This window comes from Arthrobacter sp. TmtSoilC77 (assembly GCF_059739415.1).
This window is the reverse complement of the sequence record NZ_AP046050.1, coordinates 1866050-1880144: the sequence shown is the minus strand read 5'-3', so window position 1 is coordinate 1880144 and position 14095 is coordinate 1866050. Positions and strand designations below refer to the sequence as shown.

Annotated in this window: 16 protein-coding genes and 1 tRNA gene; 2 read left to right on the top strand and 15 right to left on the bottom strand. The window is 62.3% G+C overall.

Features of this window, described 5'->3' with window-relative positions; genetic code table 11:
* Nucleotides 1-46: 46 nt before the first annotated feature.
* The 5 genes from AC6I99_RS08670 to gcvH all read right to left on the bottom strand — a co-directional run bounded on the left by AC6I99_RS08670 (nucleotide 47) and on the right by gcvH (nucleotide 3121).
* Nucleotides 47-640 (bottom strand): MerR family transcriptional regulator, encoded by a 594-nt coding sequence (locus AC6I99_RS08670; protein ID WP_275965381.1) that lies wholly within the window; start codon nucleotides 638-640, stop codon nucleotides 47-49.
* A gap of 236 nt (nucleotides 641-876) precedes the next feature.
* Complete coding sequence (locus AC6I99_RS08665) at nucleotides 877-1380, bottom strand: bifunctional nuclease family protein (protein WP_224089514.1); 504 nt, start codon at nucleotides 1378-1380, stop codon at nucleotides 877-879.
* Nucleotides 1380-2096, bottom strand: coding sequence for a transcriptional regulator FtsR (gene ftsR / locus AC6I99_RS08660; RefSeq protein ID WP_224089512.1), 717 nt, complete (start codon nucleotides 2094-2096; stop codon nucleotides 1380-1382). The genes AC6I99_RS08665 and ftsR overlap by 1 nt, the downstream gene beginning before the upstream one ends.
* 23 nt (nucleotides 2097-2119) lie before the next feature.
* Nucleotides 2120-2596: an FHA domain-containing protein gene (locus AC6I99_RS08655; RefSeq protein WP_224089510.1), complete on the bottom strand. Its 477-nt coding sequence runs from the start codon at nucleotides 2594-2596 to the stop codon at nucleotides 2120-2122.
* Between the two features lie 138 nt (nucleotides 2597-2734).
* Nucleotides 2735-3121, bottom strand: a complete 387-nt coding sequence (gene gcvH / locus AC6I99_RS08650; protein WP_216922914.1) for a glycine cleavage system protein GcvH — start codon at nucleotides 3119-3121, stop codon at nucleotides 2735-2737.
* A 117-nt stretch (nucleotides 3122-3238) separates the two neighbouring features.
* Between gcvH and AC6I99_RS08645 the strand changes: the two genes are divergently transcribed.
* On the top strand, nucleotides 3239-3820 hold the full coding sequence (locus AC6I99_RS08645) for a hypothetical protein (RefSeq protein WP_497945401.1): 582 nt from the start codon (nucleotides 3239-3241) through the stop codon (nucleotides 3818-3820).
* Nucleotides 3821-3907: 87 nt separating this feature from the next.
* Here the strand turns inward: AC6I99_RS08645 and AC6I99_RS08640 are convergent, their stop codons facing one another.
* Entirely contained in the window at nucleotides 3908-5116 is a 1209-nt protein-coding gene (locus AC6I99_RS08640; RefSeq protein WP_497945402.1) for an MFS transporter, read from the bottom strand.
* Between the two features lie 174 nt (nucleotides 5117-5290).
* Between AC6I99_RS08640 and AC6I99_RS08635 the strand changes: the two genes are divergently transcribed.
* Nucleotides 5291-5737, top strand: coding sequence for a MarR family winged helix-turn-helix transcriptional regulator (locus tag AC6I99_RS08635; protein WP_216922909.1), 447 nt, complete (start codon nucleotides 5291-5293; stop codon nucleotides 5735-5737).
* Between the two features lie 181 nt (nucleotides 5738-5918).
* Here AC6I99_RS08635 and AC6I99_RS08630 read toward each other — a convergent pair.
* From AC6I99_RS08630 to AC6I99_RS08590, 9 genes are all read right to left on the bottom strand, one after another.
* Nucleotides 5919-5995 (bottom strand) — tRNA-Pro (locus tag AC6I99_RS08630).
* A 141-nt stretch (nucleotides 5996-6136) separates the two neighbouring features.
* Complete coding sequence (der, locus tag AC6I99_RS08625; RefSeq protein WP_216922908.1) at nucleotides 6137-7687, bottom strand: ribosome biogenesis GTPase Der; 1551 nt, start codon at nucleotides 7685-7687, stop codon at nucleotides 6137-6139.
* A 10-nt stretch (nucleotides 7688-7697) separates the two neighbouring features.
* Entirely contained in the window at nucleotides 7698-8444 is a 747-nt protein-coding gene (locus AC6I99_RS08620; RefSeq protein WP_497945403.1) for a lysophospholipid acyltransferase family protein, read from the bottom strand.
* A complete protein-coding gene (gene cmk / locus AC6I99_RS08615) occupies nucleotides 8434-9147 on the bottom strand; it encodes a (d)CMP kinase (RefSeq protein ID WP_216922906.1) in 714 nt (237 codons plus the stop codon). The genes AC6I99_RS08620 and cmk overlap by 11 nt, the downstream gene beginning before the upstream one ends.
* A complete protein-coding gene (locus AC6I99_RS08610; protein ID WP_224089501.1) occupies nucleotides 9147-10253 on the bottom strand; it encodes a prephenate dehydrogenase in 1107 nt (368 codons plus the stop codon). The genes cmk and AC6I99_RS08610 overlap by 1 nt, the downstream gene beginning before the upstream one ends.
* Before the next feature lie 3 nt (nucleotides 10254-10256).
* On the bottom strand, nucleotides 10257-11462 hold the full coding sequence (locus AC6I99_RS08605) for a pseudouridine synthase (protein WP_224089499.1): 1206 nt from the start codon (nucleotides 11460-11462) through the stop codon (nucleotides 10257-10259).
* Nucleotides 11463-11604: 142 nt separating this feature from the next.
* On the bottom strand, nucleotides 11605-12246 hold the full coding sequence (gene scpB, locus AC6I99_RS08600; RefSeq protein ID WP_497947136.1) for an SMC-Scp complex subunit ScpB: 642 nt from the start codon (nucleotides 12244-12246) through the stop codon (nucleotides 11605-11607).
* 7 nt (nucleotides 12247-12253) lie between these two features.
* Entirely contained in the window at nucleotides 12254-13165 is a 912-nt protein-coding gene (locus AC6I99_RS08595) for a segregation and condensation protein A (RefSeq protein ID WP_497945404.1), read from the bottom strand.
* 8 nt (nucleotides 13166-13173) lie between these two features.
* Nucleotides 13174-14073, bottom strand: a complete 900-nt coding sequence (locus tag AC6I99_RS08590) for a ParA family protein (protein ID WP_224089498.1) — start codon at nucleotides 14071-14073, stop codon at nucleotides 13174-13176.
* Between the last annotated feature and the right edge of the window lie 22 nt (nucleotides 14074-14095).

Genomic DNA, 14095 nt, shown 5'->3' with positions numbered 1-14095 from the left:
CCAGGGGCGGCTTCTTCCGTTGCTGAGAGATCCAGTGGGGGCGTTCTTAGCCGATGCGGCGTGCAACGCGCCGCTTGCTCAATTCGTCGTCCGGAAAGGACTGCTCGGCGGCATGCTCGCTCGGAAGCGCGGCAAGGCTTCCCTCGACTTCCCGCCATACACGTCCGACCGCTATGCCAAAGACACCCTGTCCGCCTTGCACGAGGTCAATCACTTCGTCGGCAGAGGTACATTCATAAACGCTGGCGCCATCGCTCATCAGCGTAATCTGCGCAAGGTCTTCAACGCCACGTTCGCGAAGATGCTCAACCGCGGTGCGGATCTGCTGGAGGGAAACGCCGGTATCAAGCAGGCGCTTGACCACCTTGAGCACCAGGATGTCGCGGAATCCATAGAGACGTTGCGAGCCTGAACCCGCAGCACCACGGACGGCCGGCTCGACCAAGCCCGTGCGTGCCCAATAGTCCAGCTGGCGGTACGTGATACCTGCAGCCTTGCAGGCAGTCGGCCCGCGGTAGCCCGCGTCCTCGTCCAGCACTGGAAGGTCCTCTGTGAAGAGCAAACCTTGGGCGCCGGATGCGGGCGCAGCAATGCCGGTCGAGGCCTGCTTCAGCTCGCCTGCTTCGCCTTTCGGACTCACGTGACCTCCTTGTTCTCAGTTCCCTTGGGGACGGTGCGTACCACTGATCACAACGCCGAAATTCAGCCGTGTAATTCCCACAAGCCGCACCTTCCAGTGTGACTTGCGCGGGCAGTGTATGCAACGGGAACTTGATACCTTCGACGTTAGGCCCGGGAGGGCCCTAGGTCAAAGACCCCGGACGCAAAATCCGGTCGTGTCGAAAGTTTCACCCTCAACTTTAGGCTTAGGGTGATTCAGCCTTCGAAATCCTCAGGTTCGACGTCGTCCAGGAACTCGCGGAAACGCCGCATTTCGCGTTCTTCGTCCACGCTGGGATCCGGCTCTGAATCTTCGCCTTCATCGTGCTCAGTGATCCGGACACCGGCTTCCTCCATCACTGCATCCGCGCACCAAATGCGGCACTTGGCCCGCAACGCAAGCGCCAACGCATCAGAAGCGCGCGAACTGACAACCGTGCCGTCGTCGAATTGCAGCTGCCCATAGAAGATGTTGTCCTCAACCGCCACGATGTTAACGCTGATGATCGAATGCCCCAGGGCCTCCACGACGTCAATCAGGAGATCGTGGGTCATGGGTCGCGGTGGGACAACACCTTGCTGGGCCAGGGCGATGGCGCTGGCTTCGGGTGTTCCAATCCAGATGGGTACATGCCGCTCCCCCTTGATTTCGCGAAGGAGGACCAAGGGTTGGTTGGACGGCAGTTCGATCCGGACGCCGACAATTTCAACTTCGATCATCAGGTGTCCATCCGGGAGATACGGTCGTGGACGAGCGCCCTGTGCAGCGTAAGGCACAGTTCGCTGATTTCACGCGCCGCCTCGGCAGCCCGTGCTTGGGAGGCTGCGTCGCGCCTGGACGTCAGGGGCGCAACCGCTCTTTCCACCAGTCCGAACTCACGCTCGGCTGCGGCCTGGAACGGCCGGAGATGGCGGGGTTCCAAGCCGTGACCCTCCAACTGAACGCAAGCACGCGCAACCTGGAGGGCGTGTTCATCGAACTTGCCGCCAACGTGGCTGATAAGCCCGAAGCTCAGGAGCGACTCCAGCAAGGGCACACTGGCACCCGATTCGGCCCGGAGTTGCTCCTCGCTGAGGGCGCGCGCACGGCCTTGGATTTCCGCAGCCATCTCCGCGGAAACCACCCGGGGTGACACCGTGACGCCCGGAGGCAGGTTCTCAGGCCGCTCCCCGCGGTCAATCGCGTCCAGGTAATCCTTAATCACTTTCAGTGGTAAGTACTGGTCGCGCTGAAGGGCAAGAACAAATCGGAGGCGCTCAACGTCGCTGTCCGTGTACTGCCTGTACCCGGCAGGGGTCCGCTTGGGGTTAATGAGGCCCTTTTCCTCAAGAAAGCGGATTTTGGACGCGGTCATGCCAGGAAAGTCGTCGCTCAATTGAGCCAGGACTTCCCCGATGTTCAGGACCTGCGGTCCGCGACGTTCCGGCTGGGCCATTGCCACAGGCAGGTACCCCGGGGTCAGACTTGGCCCGCCGGGCGGCCAGGGCTCAAGTAGTAGGTCAGCCGGAACTTGCCGATCTGGACCTCATTGCCGCTCTTCAACTGCACCCGATCCACGCGGTCGTGGTTCACGTAGGTTCCGTTGAGGCTGCCCATATCCACGAGTTCGAAGCCCGTTGGGGTCCTGTGGAATTCCACGTGCTTACGGGACACCGTGACGTCATCCAGGAAGATGTCGGCGTCGGGGTGCCTGCCCGCAGTAGTGGTATCGGCGTCCAGAAGGAAGCGGGCTCCTGCGTTTGGTCCGCTATGTGCGATGAGCAAGGCGGAGTCCGGCGGAAGGGCTTCAACGGACGCGCGCTCTTCCGGTGCAAGCCTGGGTGCAACCCTGGGCTCGTCCCACGTTGGCGTAATGCTGATCGAGGTGGTCTCCGACGTGGGTTGCTCTTCCGCGCCCTTTCCGACATTGGCTTGATTCTGTTCTCCGCCAACCATGGAATTTCCTCCTCATCCGCTGGCAGTTCCAAACCCCGCCAGCCACTTCCGCCTCCCGGTACCGCCGGGCAAATCGGTTGCTGGCCCGCCTTCCCGCGTCCTTGGCTAAAAGAATGCAGCCGGGCGGGCCAGATAACTTTAGCCTACCTGTTGTTCGTACTCCGATGCACTGAGCAGGGAATCCACTGCATCGGCTTCTGCCAGCTTTACTTCAAAAAGCCAACCGTCGCCGTAAGGATCAGAGTTGATCAGTGCCGGATCCTGGTCCAAAGAGTCATTCCGGTTAATGACTTCACCGCTAACGGGAGCATAGATATCACTGACGCTCTTGGTGGATTCAACCTCGCCAACAACTTCATTCCCGGTGATCTTGGTTCCGGGTTCCGGCATCTGGGCGTAGACAACGTCACCCAGGGCGTCCTGTGCGAAGTCGGTGATACCAATCCGCACCACGCCATCGGCGTCAGGAGCGGAAACCCACTCGTGCTCTGCAGTGTAGGAAAGATCGGCTGGAATATTGCTCATGGGTCGCCTTTCATCGGGACATTTACGGATCTCGACGGCGGCCCGGGCATCCGGCCACCGCTGAAAGTATAGGCACAATTCCCCTGTGCCTGATGAGGTCTCTGCCATGATTGACCCATGACTGAACAAGCACAAGTACCGGCTCGGAAAAAACGCAATTGGGGCGTCAAAATTATTCTGATCCTGGTGGCATTGCTTGTCGCTGTGGCAGCCTACTTTATCCTTGGGGCCATCCTGCCGCGTTGGTGGTCCGACGTCGTGGCGGGGCAGATCCGGCGGGACCTCGGCGCGAGCGTGCTGGTGGGCATGTTCTACGGCTTCGTCTTTACGTTCATTCCCCTCGCGGTGGCATGGCAGGCAACCCATAAGGCTGTCTCCTGGCCTTGGAAGATCGTCATCGTGCTGGCGGCCGTCGCCATCGCCACGCCCAACCTGCTTACGGCAGGCATAGTGTTCGGTTCCACCGAGTCCGCGCACGCCGGCCAGCGCACTTTGAGCGTGGATGCCGGATTCTTCACCACCTGGACCGCGATCTCGGCCGTAGCGGCTGCAGTGGTTTTTGTGGTGGTTACAGTTCTTTGGGCCCTGTGGCGCAGGCGGGGCAAGCAGATGAAGGTGTTGAAGCAGGCAGAGAGCGAACGAACCAGGGCTGCTAAGAGAGCAGAGCAGGAAGCCCGCGACAGTACGCCCAAGCCCTAAGCGGCCCCTGGGACGCTGAAGAGCCCGCGTGGAACGGTTGAACCGTTCCACGCGGGCTCTCACTTTCCCGGTCGGACGTAAGGAGAGTCAGGAGACGGCCGCCCCTTGGGGTTCGCGTTCGACGTCGGGCCTGGCCGTTGCTGCCGAAACTTCCTTGCGCTTGGCTGCTGCAGCGGCAGCCAGCATGACCAGCAACGCGGCCAAAGTAATCGCGGCCCCTGCCCAGATGGGCGAGGTGTAGCCCAAGCCGGCCGAAATGGTGACCCCTCCGAGCCAGGCGCCCAGAGCATTACCCAGATTGAAGGCGCCAATGTTGGCACCGGATGCCAGCGTGGGCGCGGAGGATGCATAGTGCATCACGCGCATCTGCAGACCCGGGACAGTAGCGAAACCGAAGCCGCCCATCAGTGCCAGTGAGAACAAAGTTGCGATGCTGCTGGCCGCGGTCAGGGCAAAGAAGCCCAGGACCAGCACCAAGCCGGCGAGGATCTTGACGAGCGATCCGTCCAGGTTTTTGTCGGCCGCCTTCCCGCCCAGGAAGTTGCCGACGAACAGTCCGCCGCCGAACAGCACCAGCAACCATGGGACGGCGCCCGGTTCAAACCCGGAGATTTCGGTAAGCGTGAAGGCAATGTAGGTGAAAGCACCGAACATGCCACCAAAACCCAAAATCGTCACCAGGATGGAAAGCCAAACCTGGCCGGATGTGAACGCACCCAGTTCGCTGCGGAGACCCTTGGCCGGCTGCGTACTCCCCTTCGGGACCATCAACGCGATGCCAAGCAGTGCCACCACGCCGATACCGGTGATGGCCCAGAACGTTGAACGCCAGCCCAGGTTCTGGCCGAGGAGAGTACCGAAAGGAACACCAAGGACGTTGGCAGCTGTAAGCCCAGTGAACATGATGGCAATGGCACCGGCCTTTTTGTGCGCAGGGACCAGGCTGGCTGCCACCACCGAACCGATTCCGAAGAACGCACCATGGCACAACGCCGCAATGATCCGGCCCACAAGCATGGCCATGTACGAGTCCGCGATTGCGGAGAGGAAGTTGCCGGCGATGAACAGAACAAGCAATCCGACAAGGACCGGCTTTCGCGGAAGCCTGGTAACGGCGGCGGTAACCAGGAGGGCGCCGACCGTGACGCTAAGTGCATAGCCGGAAATGAACCAGCCTGCCGAGGCTTCGCTCACCTGGAAATCTGCCGCTACTTCCGGCAAAAGGCCCATGATGACGAATTCGGTTAGTCCGATGCCAAATCCGCCAAGGGCAAGGGCTATCAACCCTGCGGGCATGTGGAACTCCTTAAGTGGGTGGCTCCTGAAAGCAAAGTGGATGTGCGCCTTCGGGAACCCGTAGAATAATAGTTGCAGACGCTGTATATATAGTTGCACACGCTAGATAATTGCGCAAGCAACTACTTTCGGCGACTGCGCAGATACGCAAACCAAGGCAGGAGCACAACAGGCATGGGCATCAAGGATGACGCCGTAGAAGTACGGGCACAGGGTTGGCGCACCCTCGCCGCCCTGCACGGAAGCATCGAGGCGGAACTCGAAAAAGCACTCCAGGCTTCCACCGAGCTGTCGGTAGTGGAATACACGGTTCTTGACGCCCTGAGCCGCCAGGACGGATGGCACATGCGCATGCAGCAGCTTGCCCGCGCCACGGCCCTTTCCAGCAGCGCCACGACGCGCCTGGTTAACCGCCTCGAGGACCGGGGGCTGCTAACGCGGATCCTCTGCGCCGATGACCGCCGCGGGATCTACACCGAACTCACGGTCGCCGGCCAAAAGCTGCTTGAGGCAGCAAAGCCCGTGCACGATGAGACCCTGGCGTCGGCATTGGAGGCCGCTGAGCAGGTTCCGGAACTCGAACCACTGGTTCGCGCGCTCGGAGCGCTGCAGAAGGCCTAAGCAGGCACAAGGTCCGTCCTTGTTCGCTGAACGCCCTACAACGTCCAGTTCAGCGAACAAGGCCTTGCCTTGCTGCCTACAGCCCTGACTTGCCTTGCTGCCTACAGCCCTGAACCGAGGCCACCAACTCGTTAACGACCAAAGGCCGGAACCCCGCGTTTCCGCGTGGTTCCGGCCTTTATGGTCGGGCTGACAGGATTTGAACCTGCGACCCCTTGACCCCCAGTCAAGTGCGCTACCAAGCTGCGCTACAGCCCGCTGGTTCCACCGTTCTCCGCCCAGGTTTTCCTCCGAAGAGTCCCACCTAAGCAGTCCGGCCGAACCACCTCCAAAAGCTTACACGAAGTTGGAGGGTGCCAACGCCATCACAGCCAAACTCGGCTGTGATGCCCGTCTCATTTAGCGTTTCTTGCCGCGCTTCTCGCGGACACGCATGTTGACCTCGATGGGCGTGCCTTCGAAGCCGAACGTTTCGCGCAAGCGACGCGTGATGAAACGGCGGTATCCGGGATCCAGGAAGCCGGTGGTGAACAGCACGAATTTCGGCGGGCGGCTGGAGGCCTGGGTGCCGAAGAGGATACGCGGTTGCTTGCCACCGCGAACCGGGTGGGGGTGTGCAGCAACCAGTTCACCCAGGAAGGCATTCAGGCGGCCAGTGGGGATACGGCGGTCCCAGCTTTCCAACGCGGTATCCAAGGCAGGAACCAGGCGGTCCTTATGCCAGCCGGTCTTCGCAGAAATGTTGACCCGCGGAGCCCACTCAACGTGGGCCAGGTCCTGCTCGATTTCACGCTCAAGGTAGCGGCGGCGTTCGTCGTCCAGCAGGTCCCACTTGTTGAACGCGAGTACCAAGGCCCGGCCGGATTCAATGGCCAACTGCAGGATACGGACGTCCTGTTCGCTGAGGACCTCGTCCACGGCGAGGAGCACGACGGCGACCTCAGCCTTTTCGAGCGCAGCCTGCGTACGCAGTGATGCGTAGAAATCTGCGCCCTGCGCCATGTGCTGGCGGCGGCGGATACCTGCGGTGTCCACGAAGCGCCAGGTCCGGCCGCCAAGTTCAATGAACTCGTCCACGGGGTCACGCGTAGTGCCCGCCAGTGGATCCACGACCACGCGCTCGGAGCCCGCCAGCTTGTTCAGCAGCGAGGACTTTCCGACGTTCGGACGGCCGATCAGGGCGATGCGGCGCGGTCCACCGGAACGCTCCACGCCCTCCACCAGGGAGAACTCGGGCAGGGTGTCCATGACGTGGTCCAGGAGGTCCGCTACGCCGCGGCCGTGAAGGGCGGACACAGGGTAGGGCTGGCCAAAACCGAGGCCCCACAATGCTGCGGAGTCAGCTTCCTGTGCGAAGTCATCCACCTTGTTGGCCACCATGATGACCGGCTTCTTGCTCTTGCGCAGCATCTTCATGACGCCTTCATCCGTGGCGGTCGCGCCTACGGCGGAGTCCACGACGAAGAGGACAGCGTCGGCAAGCTCAACAGCCATCTCGGCCTGCTCGGCAACGCGGGCGTGGATGCCCTTGGCGTCGTGTTCCCATCCGCCGGTGTCTACCAGCGTGAAGTTGCGGCCATTCCAACGCGCGGAGTACATCACGCGGTCGCGGGTAACACCCGGGGTGTCCTCGACAACAGCTTCGCGGCGGCCCAGGATGCGGTTGACCAAGGTGGACTTGCCCACGTTCGGACGGCCAATGATGGCAAGGACGGGATCCAGCTTGAGGGGACCTTCATCGCCTTCGTCGTCGTAGTCGCCGCTAAGCAGCGCGGCGTCGTCTTCGTCGAGGTCGTAATCATCCAGGCCCGCCCGGAGGGTGGCTGCACGGAGTTCGGCCTCTTCATCGTCCAGGGCAGCCAGGTTTTCAGCCACCTGGTCGGTGCCGGTGGGCGTGTATTCGTCGTCGCCGGCTCCGTGGAGGCCGGATTTTTGAGTCGTATCGCTCATTGCACGTTCCTTAATGGTGGTCTGCCGGCGTCCCGGCTACTTCTGTTTGGCGGTGCTGCGGTGCGGATGGTCCGGACGGAGGTTCCTGGGGAAGGCCCTGCCCTGTAGTCCTGACTGCATCCTGGACGTGTCCTGCCAGTGCATCGCGGATTGCCGCAGCCGCCCTGTCCATTGAAACACGCCCCGGTTCGCCCTTCCGGCGCTGCACCGTGAGGGGTTCGCCGAAGCTGACATACAGCCTGCGGCGGGGTTTGGGAATATGGTCGCGGTGCTCATCGCCCTTACGGGTTCCGAGGATCGCGACTGGTATGACGGTGGCCCCGGAGTTGATGGCCAGCCAGGCGACACCATTGCTGATGCTGTCAGCGGAGCCGCTCCCCCGGGTACCTTCGGGCAGGATCCCAACGCAACGGCCGGCGTCGAGCAGTTGCTTGCCCACGTGCAGTGCGCTGCGGTCACCGCTTCGGTCCACGGGAATCTGCCCTGATCCCCTGAGGACGCGCCCCAGGAACCCACGGAACATCTCTTTCTTGACGAGGATGTGCATGGGGCGCGGCGAGGCGCCGAACATCACGGGACCGTCCAGGAAGCTGATGTGGTTGCCTGCAAAAATCACCGGACCAGCAGCGGGTATGTTGCTCTTGCCCGCCACGACCGTCCGGTAGATGACATGATCCAGGACCCAGCCAACGGGTCGGCTCCAGATGCGTGTCCACTTGGCTGGGAGGCGGAGCGCAGGAGGCTGGTTAGTCGCCATAGATGACCTTGCTAACGATCGCCAGGGCAGTTTCCACTGTTTCCTCAAAGTCCAGGTCCGAGGAATCGAGGGTCACGACGCCGTCAGCCGCTTGGGTGAAGTTCACCACCGTGGAGTCCTTGGCATCACGCTGCGTCACCTGCGCGGCAAGCTGTTCCTTGCTTTGCGTCCCACCCAACTGAATTCCACGACGCCGGAGCCTGGCCTCTTCGCTTGCGGTCAGGAGCATGCGGACCTCGGCGTTGGGGGCAACCACCGTGGTGATGTCGCGTCCCTCCACCACCATCCGGTGATGGTGCTGGTCGATGAGCTGGCGCTGGCGGCGGATCAACTCCGTGCGAGCGCCCAGCGTAGTAGCAACGGCGCTCACGGAAGACGAAATCAAGGGATCGCGGATTTCATCGGTAATGTCCGTGCCGTCCACTGCCACGTACTCGGTGGCCGTGCTGGTGCTGATTTCCAGGGGCATGACCTTGGAAGCCTGCTCCACAGCAGCGCCGTCCTGGAGGTCGAGGCCGGTCTTCAGGCAGTACCACGTGAGTGCGCGGTACATCGCACCTGTATCCAGGTACGCCAGCTTCAAGCGCCGGGCTACTTCCTTGCTGACGCTGGACTTACCCGATCCCGAGGGGCCGTCAATCGCGATCACGAGCGGCTTGCCGGGGCGGGCAACTGTCTCCGGCCCAAAGAATTCACGCGTCATTACTGGAGTACCCGCCATCCACGGTCGGTCAAGGCTTCTACAAGGAGGTCGTGCTTGCTCGGCAGGACTGAAAGCTCCACCATGCCAACGTTCTGACCCGATGAATGATCAAGCCGGAGGTCTTCGACATTCACGCCGATCTCGCCAATTTCGGTCAGAAGCTGCGCGATCTGGCCCGGCCTGTCATCCACCAGGATAGTCAGCCAGGAATACGCCTGCGGAGGTCCGCCGTGCTTGCCCGGTATCCGGGCCTGTCCGGCGTTGCCTTCACTGATGAGCTGGGCGAGATCCAACCGCGCTCCGGGCGCAGCCGGCGCTTCCAAAGTCCCTATCAAGCGATTCAGGTCCTCACGAACGCCGTGCAGGATGGAAACAACCTTTTCCGCGTTGCCACCCAGTATCTGCACCCACAGGGTGGGATCACTGGCAGCGATGCGGGTGGTGTCCCGCAACCCGTTACCGGCCAAAGACAGCGCATGCAGGGGTGTTCCTTGCAAGCGGCTCGCCAGCAGCGAAGACATGATCTGCGGCAGATGCGAGACCAAGGCCACCGCTTCATCGTGCTCGTCGGCAGTGAACTGGGAGACGATTGCCCCCAGGTCCCCCGCCAGCGCACGTGCCGTTTGCAGTGCGTCGGTGTCGGTTTCCTCCGTTGGGCAAACCACCCATGGCATGGACGTGAAAAGTTCGCCCCTGGCTGCGACCGGCCCCGACTTTTCGCGGCCGGCCATCGGATGGGTCCCCACGTACCTCGCCAGGTCCACGCCGCGCTCCCGCAATTGGGATTGGATAGTGGCCTTAACGCTGGCAATATCAACGACGACGGCGGACGGGTAGTCCGCCAGGGCCTTCTCCACGACGTCGGCCGTCACGTCCGGCGGTGCAGCGACCACAACCAGCTGAGGCTGCCCGTCAAGCTCAGCCAAGGGCCGCCCAGCACCAATGTCTACAGCGACCGCCTGGTTGGTCGGCGACGGATCGAAAAGGAAAACCGGAACGCCGCGTCCGCGCAGGCCAAGGCCAATGCTGGCTCCAAGCAGGCCTGTACCAAGAACCACGACCGGGCCATCAAGATGGCCGCGGCCGTGCGTGCGGAATGCCGACATGCCCTAGAGCCCCACAGATGCCAGGAGGTGACCGACTTCCTGCCTGCCGAGGTTGCGGATGCTGCCCTGGCGCTGGTCTCCCAAGCCAATGGGACCGATCTTGACACGGACAAGACGCTCTACCGGGAAACCCACAGCATCGAACATGCGGCGCACAATACGGTTCTTGCCGGAGTGCAGGACAACCTCGATCAGGACGTGCCCGGGCGTGGAGTCAACCAGGCGGAACGAATCCACGGTTGCCAGGCCGTCTTCAAGCTCGACGCCGGACTTCAGCTGCGCGCCGACGCCCTGCGGGAACGGACCACGAACCTGAACCAGGTACGTCTTGGGCACCTCATAGGAAGGATGTGTCAAACGGTTGGCGAGTTCGCCGTCGTTGGTCAACAACAGCAGGCCTTCCGTGGCGACGTCCAAGCGCCCGACGTGGAAGAGCCGCTCACCCTTGGCGTTCTTCAGGAAGTCGCTGATGCATGGCCGGCCCTCGGGGTCTTCCATGGTGGAGACAACGCCCTTGGGCTTGTTGAAGACCATGTAGACGAGGGTTTCGTCGAGCTGGATGCGGATACCGTCAACGTGGATCACGGCGGTTTTGGGGTCGACCCGCATGCCGAGCTCTGTGGTGACCTGGCCATCGACCTCGACGCGGCCTTCGAGGATCATTTCCTCGCATACGCGGCGGGAGGCCACGCCGGCCTGCGCCATGACCTTCTGCAGGCGCACGCCGTCGACATCATGGAGGTCCGACTGCGGGACTTCCTGGCGCGGACCGCGGTTGCGGGCAGGCTTGCGGATGGGGCCCAGATTCTGGCCGAAGCGCTCGCTGCCGAAGGCCTTGGAGCCGTACTGCCTTGCGGGCTTGGCCTTGGGCTTCAACGCACCGGGTGTTCCGGGAGCCTTGCCGTAACCGGGCTTGTTGGAGCCGGGCTTGCGGAAAGGCTTTGCAGGCCTGGCGGCCTGGCCGCGATCGTAATCGCCCGCCGTCGTGGGGTTATCGGGATCGAAGGGGGCCGCTTCCCGTGGCTTTGAAGCCTTGAACGGGCGGCCTTCGCCTTGATTGAAGTTGCGCTTTCCAGCGCCGGCACTTCCGCCGCGGCCGGAGAAGCCGCCGGCGTTGGAGCGGCCCGTGCCGCCCCTTGCCTCATTGCGTCCAGAACTGTTGCGTCCCGAACTGTTACGTGGTGAACCCTGGCGTCCCGCCTGTGTCATGACCCGTCCTTGTGTAGTAATGGCCGGCATTCAGTGCTGCAATCAACACTAGCCAGCCGGGCAGACATCGTCTGCCCCTTGTTGCCGTGGCACCGTCCATGCGGTGCCGTGAATCAGTATGTAGTTCTCGTGCGGTGCCGGCTTACATCCGGCTGGCGTCGTAGTACTCGTCGATCCCTTCCAAACCCGGCAGGTGCGGCGAGAGCGGGGGCAATTCCGCCACCGAGCCGATGCCCATCCGTTCCAGGAAGTAGGAGGTTGTCCTGTACAGCACAGCCCCGGATTCGGGATCGTTCCCGGAGTCTTCGATCAGACCACGCTGGGTTAGAGTCCGGACCACAGAATCGACGTTGACGCCTCGAATTGCGGACACCCGGGCCCTGGAGACCGGCTGCCGGTAGGCAATGACCGCCAGAGTCTCAAGCGCTGCCTGAGTGAGCCTGGTGGTCTGCCCTTCGAGGACGAACCTGCCCACGATGTCCGCAAAATCAGACCGTGAATAGATCCGCCACCCACCGGCGACATTCCGCAATTCAAAACCCCGGGGGGCAGCGCTGGCAACGGCAAAGCCGACAGCATCCACGTCCGGGGCTTTAACAGTATAGCCGCTATACTCCCGCTGCAGGTCCTGCAGCAAATCCTCGACGACGGCGACCGTTACGTTCAATCCCGCGGCCAACTCCTCCGAGGTGGCTGGCTCGTCGATGACCATGAGCACAGCTTCCAACGCTGCCCGTGCCCCGCCAGGCAAAGTTTCAAGCTCGGCAAGGCCGGCTTCGGCCATGTCCTGCTCAGTCACTGGCTGTCCCTTCGCTCGATTCTTCGTACTCTTCGCTCAGGTTCGAACTGTCCCATTCGGCCACGTCCCCGGTCCACCTAACCGTCAGCTCCGCCAACGGACCTGCCTGTTCGAAGGCCACAACCTTGTCCCGGAACATCTCCAGCAAGGCCAGGAAACGGGCCACGACCACCAGGGTTGTCCCGGCGTCCGCTATCAATGTGCGGAAAGAGAGCGGGGCTCCGAGTTGCAGGCGGTATCCCATGATCTCGGCTTGCTCCTTGACGCTCACCGGCGGTGCGTGAAGGTGATCCAATCCCACCTCAGAGGGCACGGAGTCTTTCGGTTTGAGCGCCTTGGCGGCAAGCTCCGCAAATTGTTCGGGAGTGTGCCGCCACACGAGTTCCGGCAGCAGCGCCGCGAAATGGCCTTCCAACGCCACCTGGCGAGGGTATCTGCGGCCTTCCTGTTCCAGCGTCTCACTGATGAGACCTGCGACGTGCTTGAACGCCTTGTACTGCAGCAAGCGGGCGAACAGCAGATCCCGGGCTTCCAGGAGGGCGATATCTTCCTCATCCTCTACTTCGCCGGCGGGAAGGAGCCGGGCAGCTTTGAGATCCAGGAGCGTCGCGGCAATCACCAGGAATTCGCTGGCCTCGTCCAGCGCCCAATCCTCCCCCAGTTCCTGGAGGCGGCGGATGTACTTGATGAACTCATCGGTGACGGTGGCCAGCGCCACCTCCGTTATGTCCAGCTTGTGCTTGGAAATCAGGCCCAACAGGAGATCGAACGGCCCCGTAAAGTTGGCGAGCCGAACCTCAAAACCCGGCTTGCGGGCGTCAGAGGGGCCGGCGTCGGAGGTATCGGCGTCGGGCGTTTCTTCCGGAATGACCACCGCGGAGGGCGGGGCGAGTGACCGTCCCACGCCGTTGGCTACGGTGCGCCGCCGCGCGAGATAAGTTCCTTTGCGAGGCGGCGGTAGGCGTCTGCACCGATGTGGTTGCCGGCATAACTGGTAATAGGTTCAGCGGCCACGGTTGCGTCCGCGAATTTGATGGAACGCTTGATGACGGTCTCGAAAACCTTGTCCCCGAAGGCCTCCACGAGGCGCGAGATGACTTCGCGGCTGTGCAGGGTGCGGGCGTCGTACATGGTGGCCAGGACACCGTCCACCTGCAACCGCGGATTCAAACGGTCCTGCACTTTCTCGATGGTTTCCACGAGGAGTGCTACGGCGCGAAGTGCGAAGAACTCGCAGATCAACGGAATGATGACGCCGTGGGCGGCGGTCAGCGCGTTGACCGTGAGCAGGCCGAGCGATGGCTGGCAGTCGATCAGCACGACGTCGTAGTCATCTTCAACGCTCTTGAGCGCGCGGTCCAGGACTTGCTCGCGGGCGACTTCGTTGACCAGTTGAACTTCAGCCGCGGAGAGATCAATGTTTGCGGGCAGAAGGTCCACGCCTTCCACTCCGGTCTGCTGGATGGCATCCCGGATGTCCACTTTGCGGTCCATGAGGACGTTGTAGACAGTGAGGTCGAGTTCATGCGGATTGGCGCCGAGACCGGCAGAAAGGGCACCTTGTGGGTCAAAGTCCACCAGGAGCACGCGCCGGCCGTATTCCGCGAGCGCCGCCGCAAGGTTGATGGTGGACGTGGTTTTGCCCACGCCGCCCTTCTGGTTAACCATGGCAATGACCCTTGCAGGGCCGTGGGAGGCAAGCGGAGCCGGTTCCGGAAAGTCGCGGTGAGGACGGCCCGTAGGCCCCATGATGGCGTCTTCCAGATCGAGCTCGGTGTCTCCCAGCGTAGCTGTTCCCCGTTCGCTGCTCACGTATCTAACCACTCTTTCGACG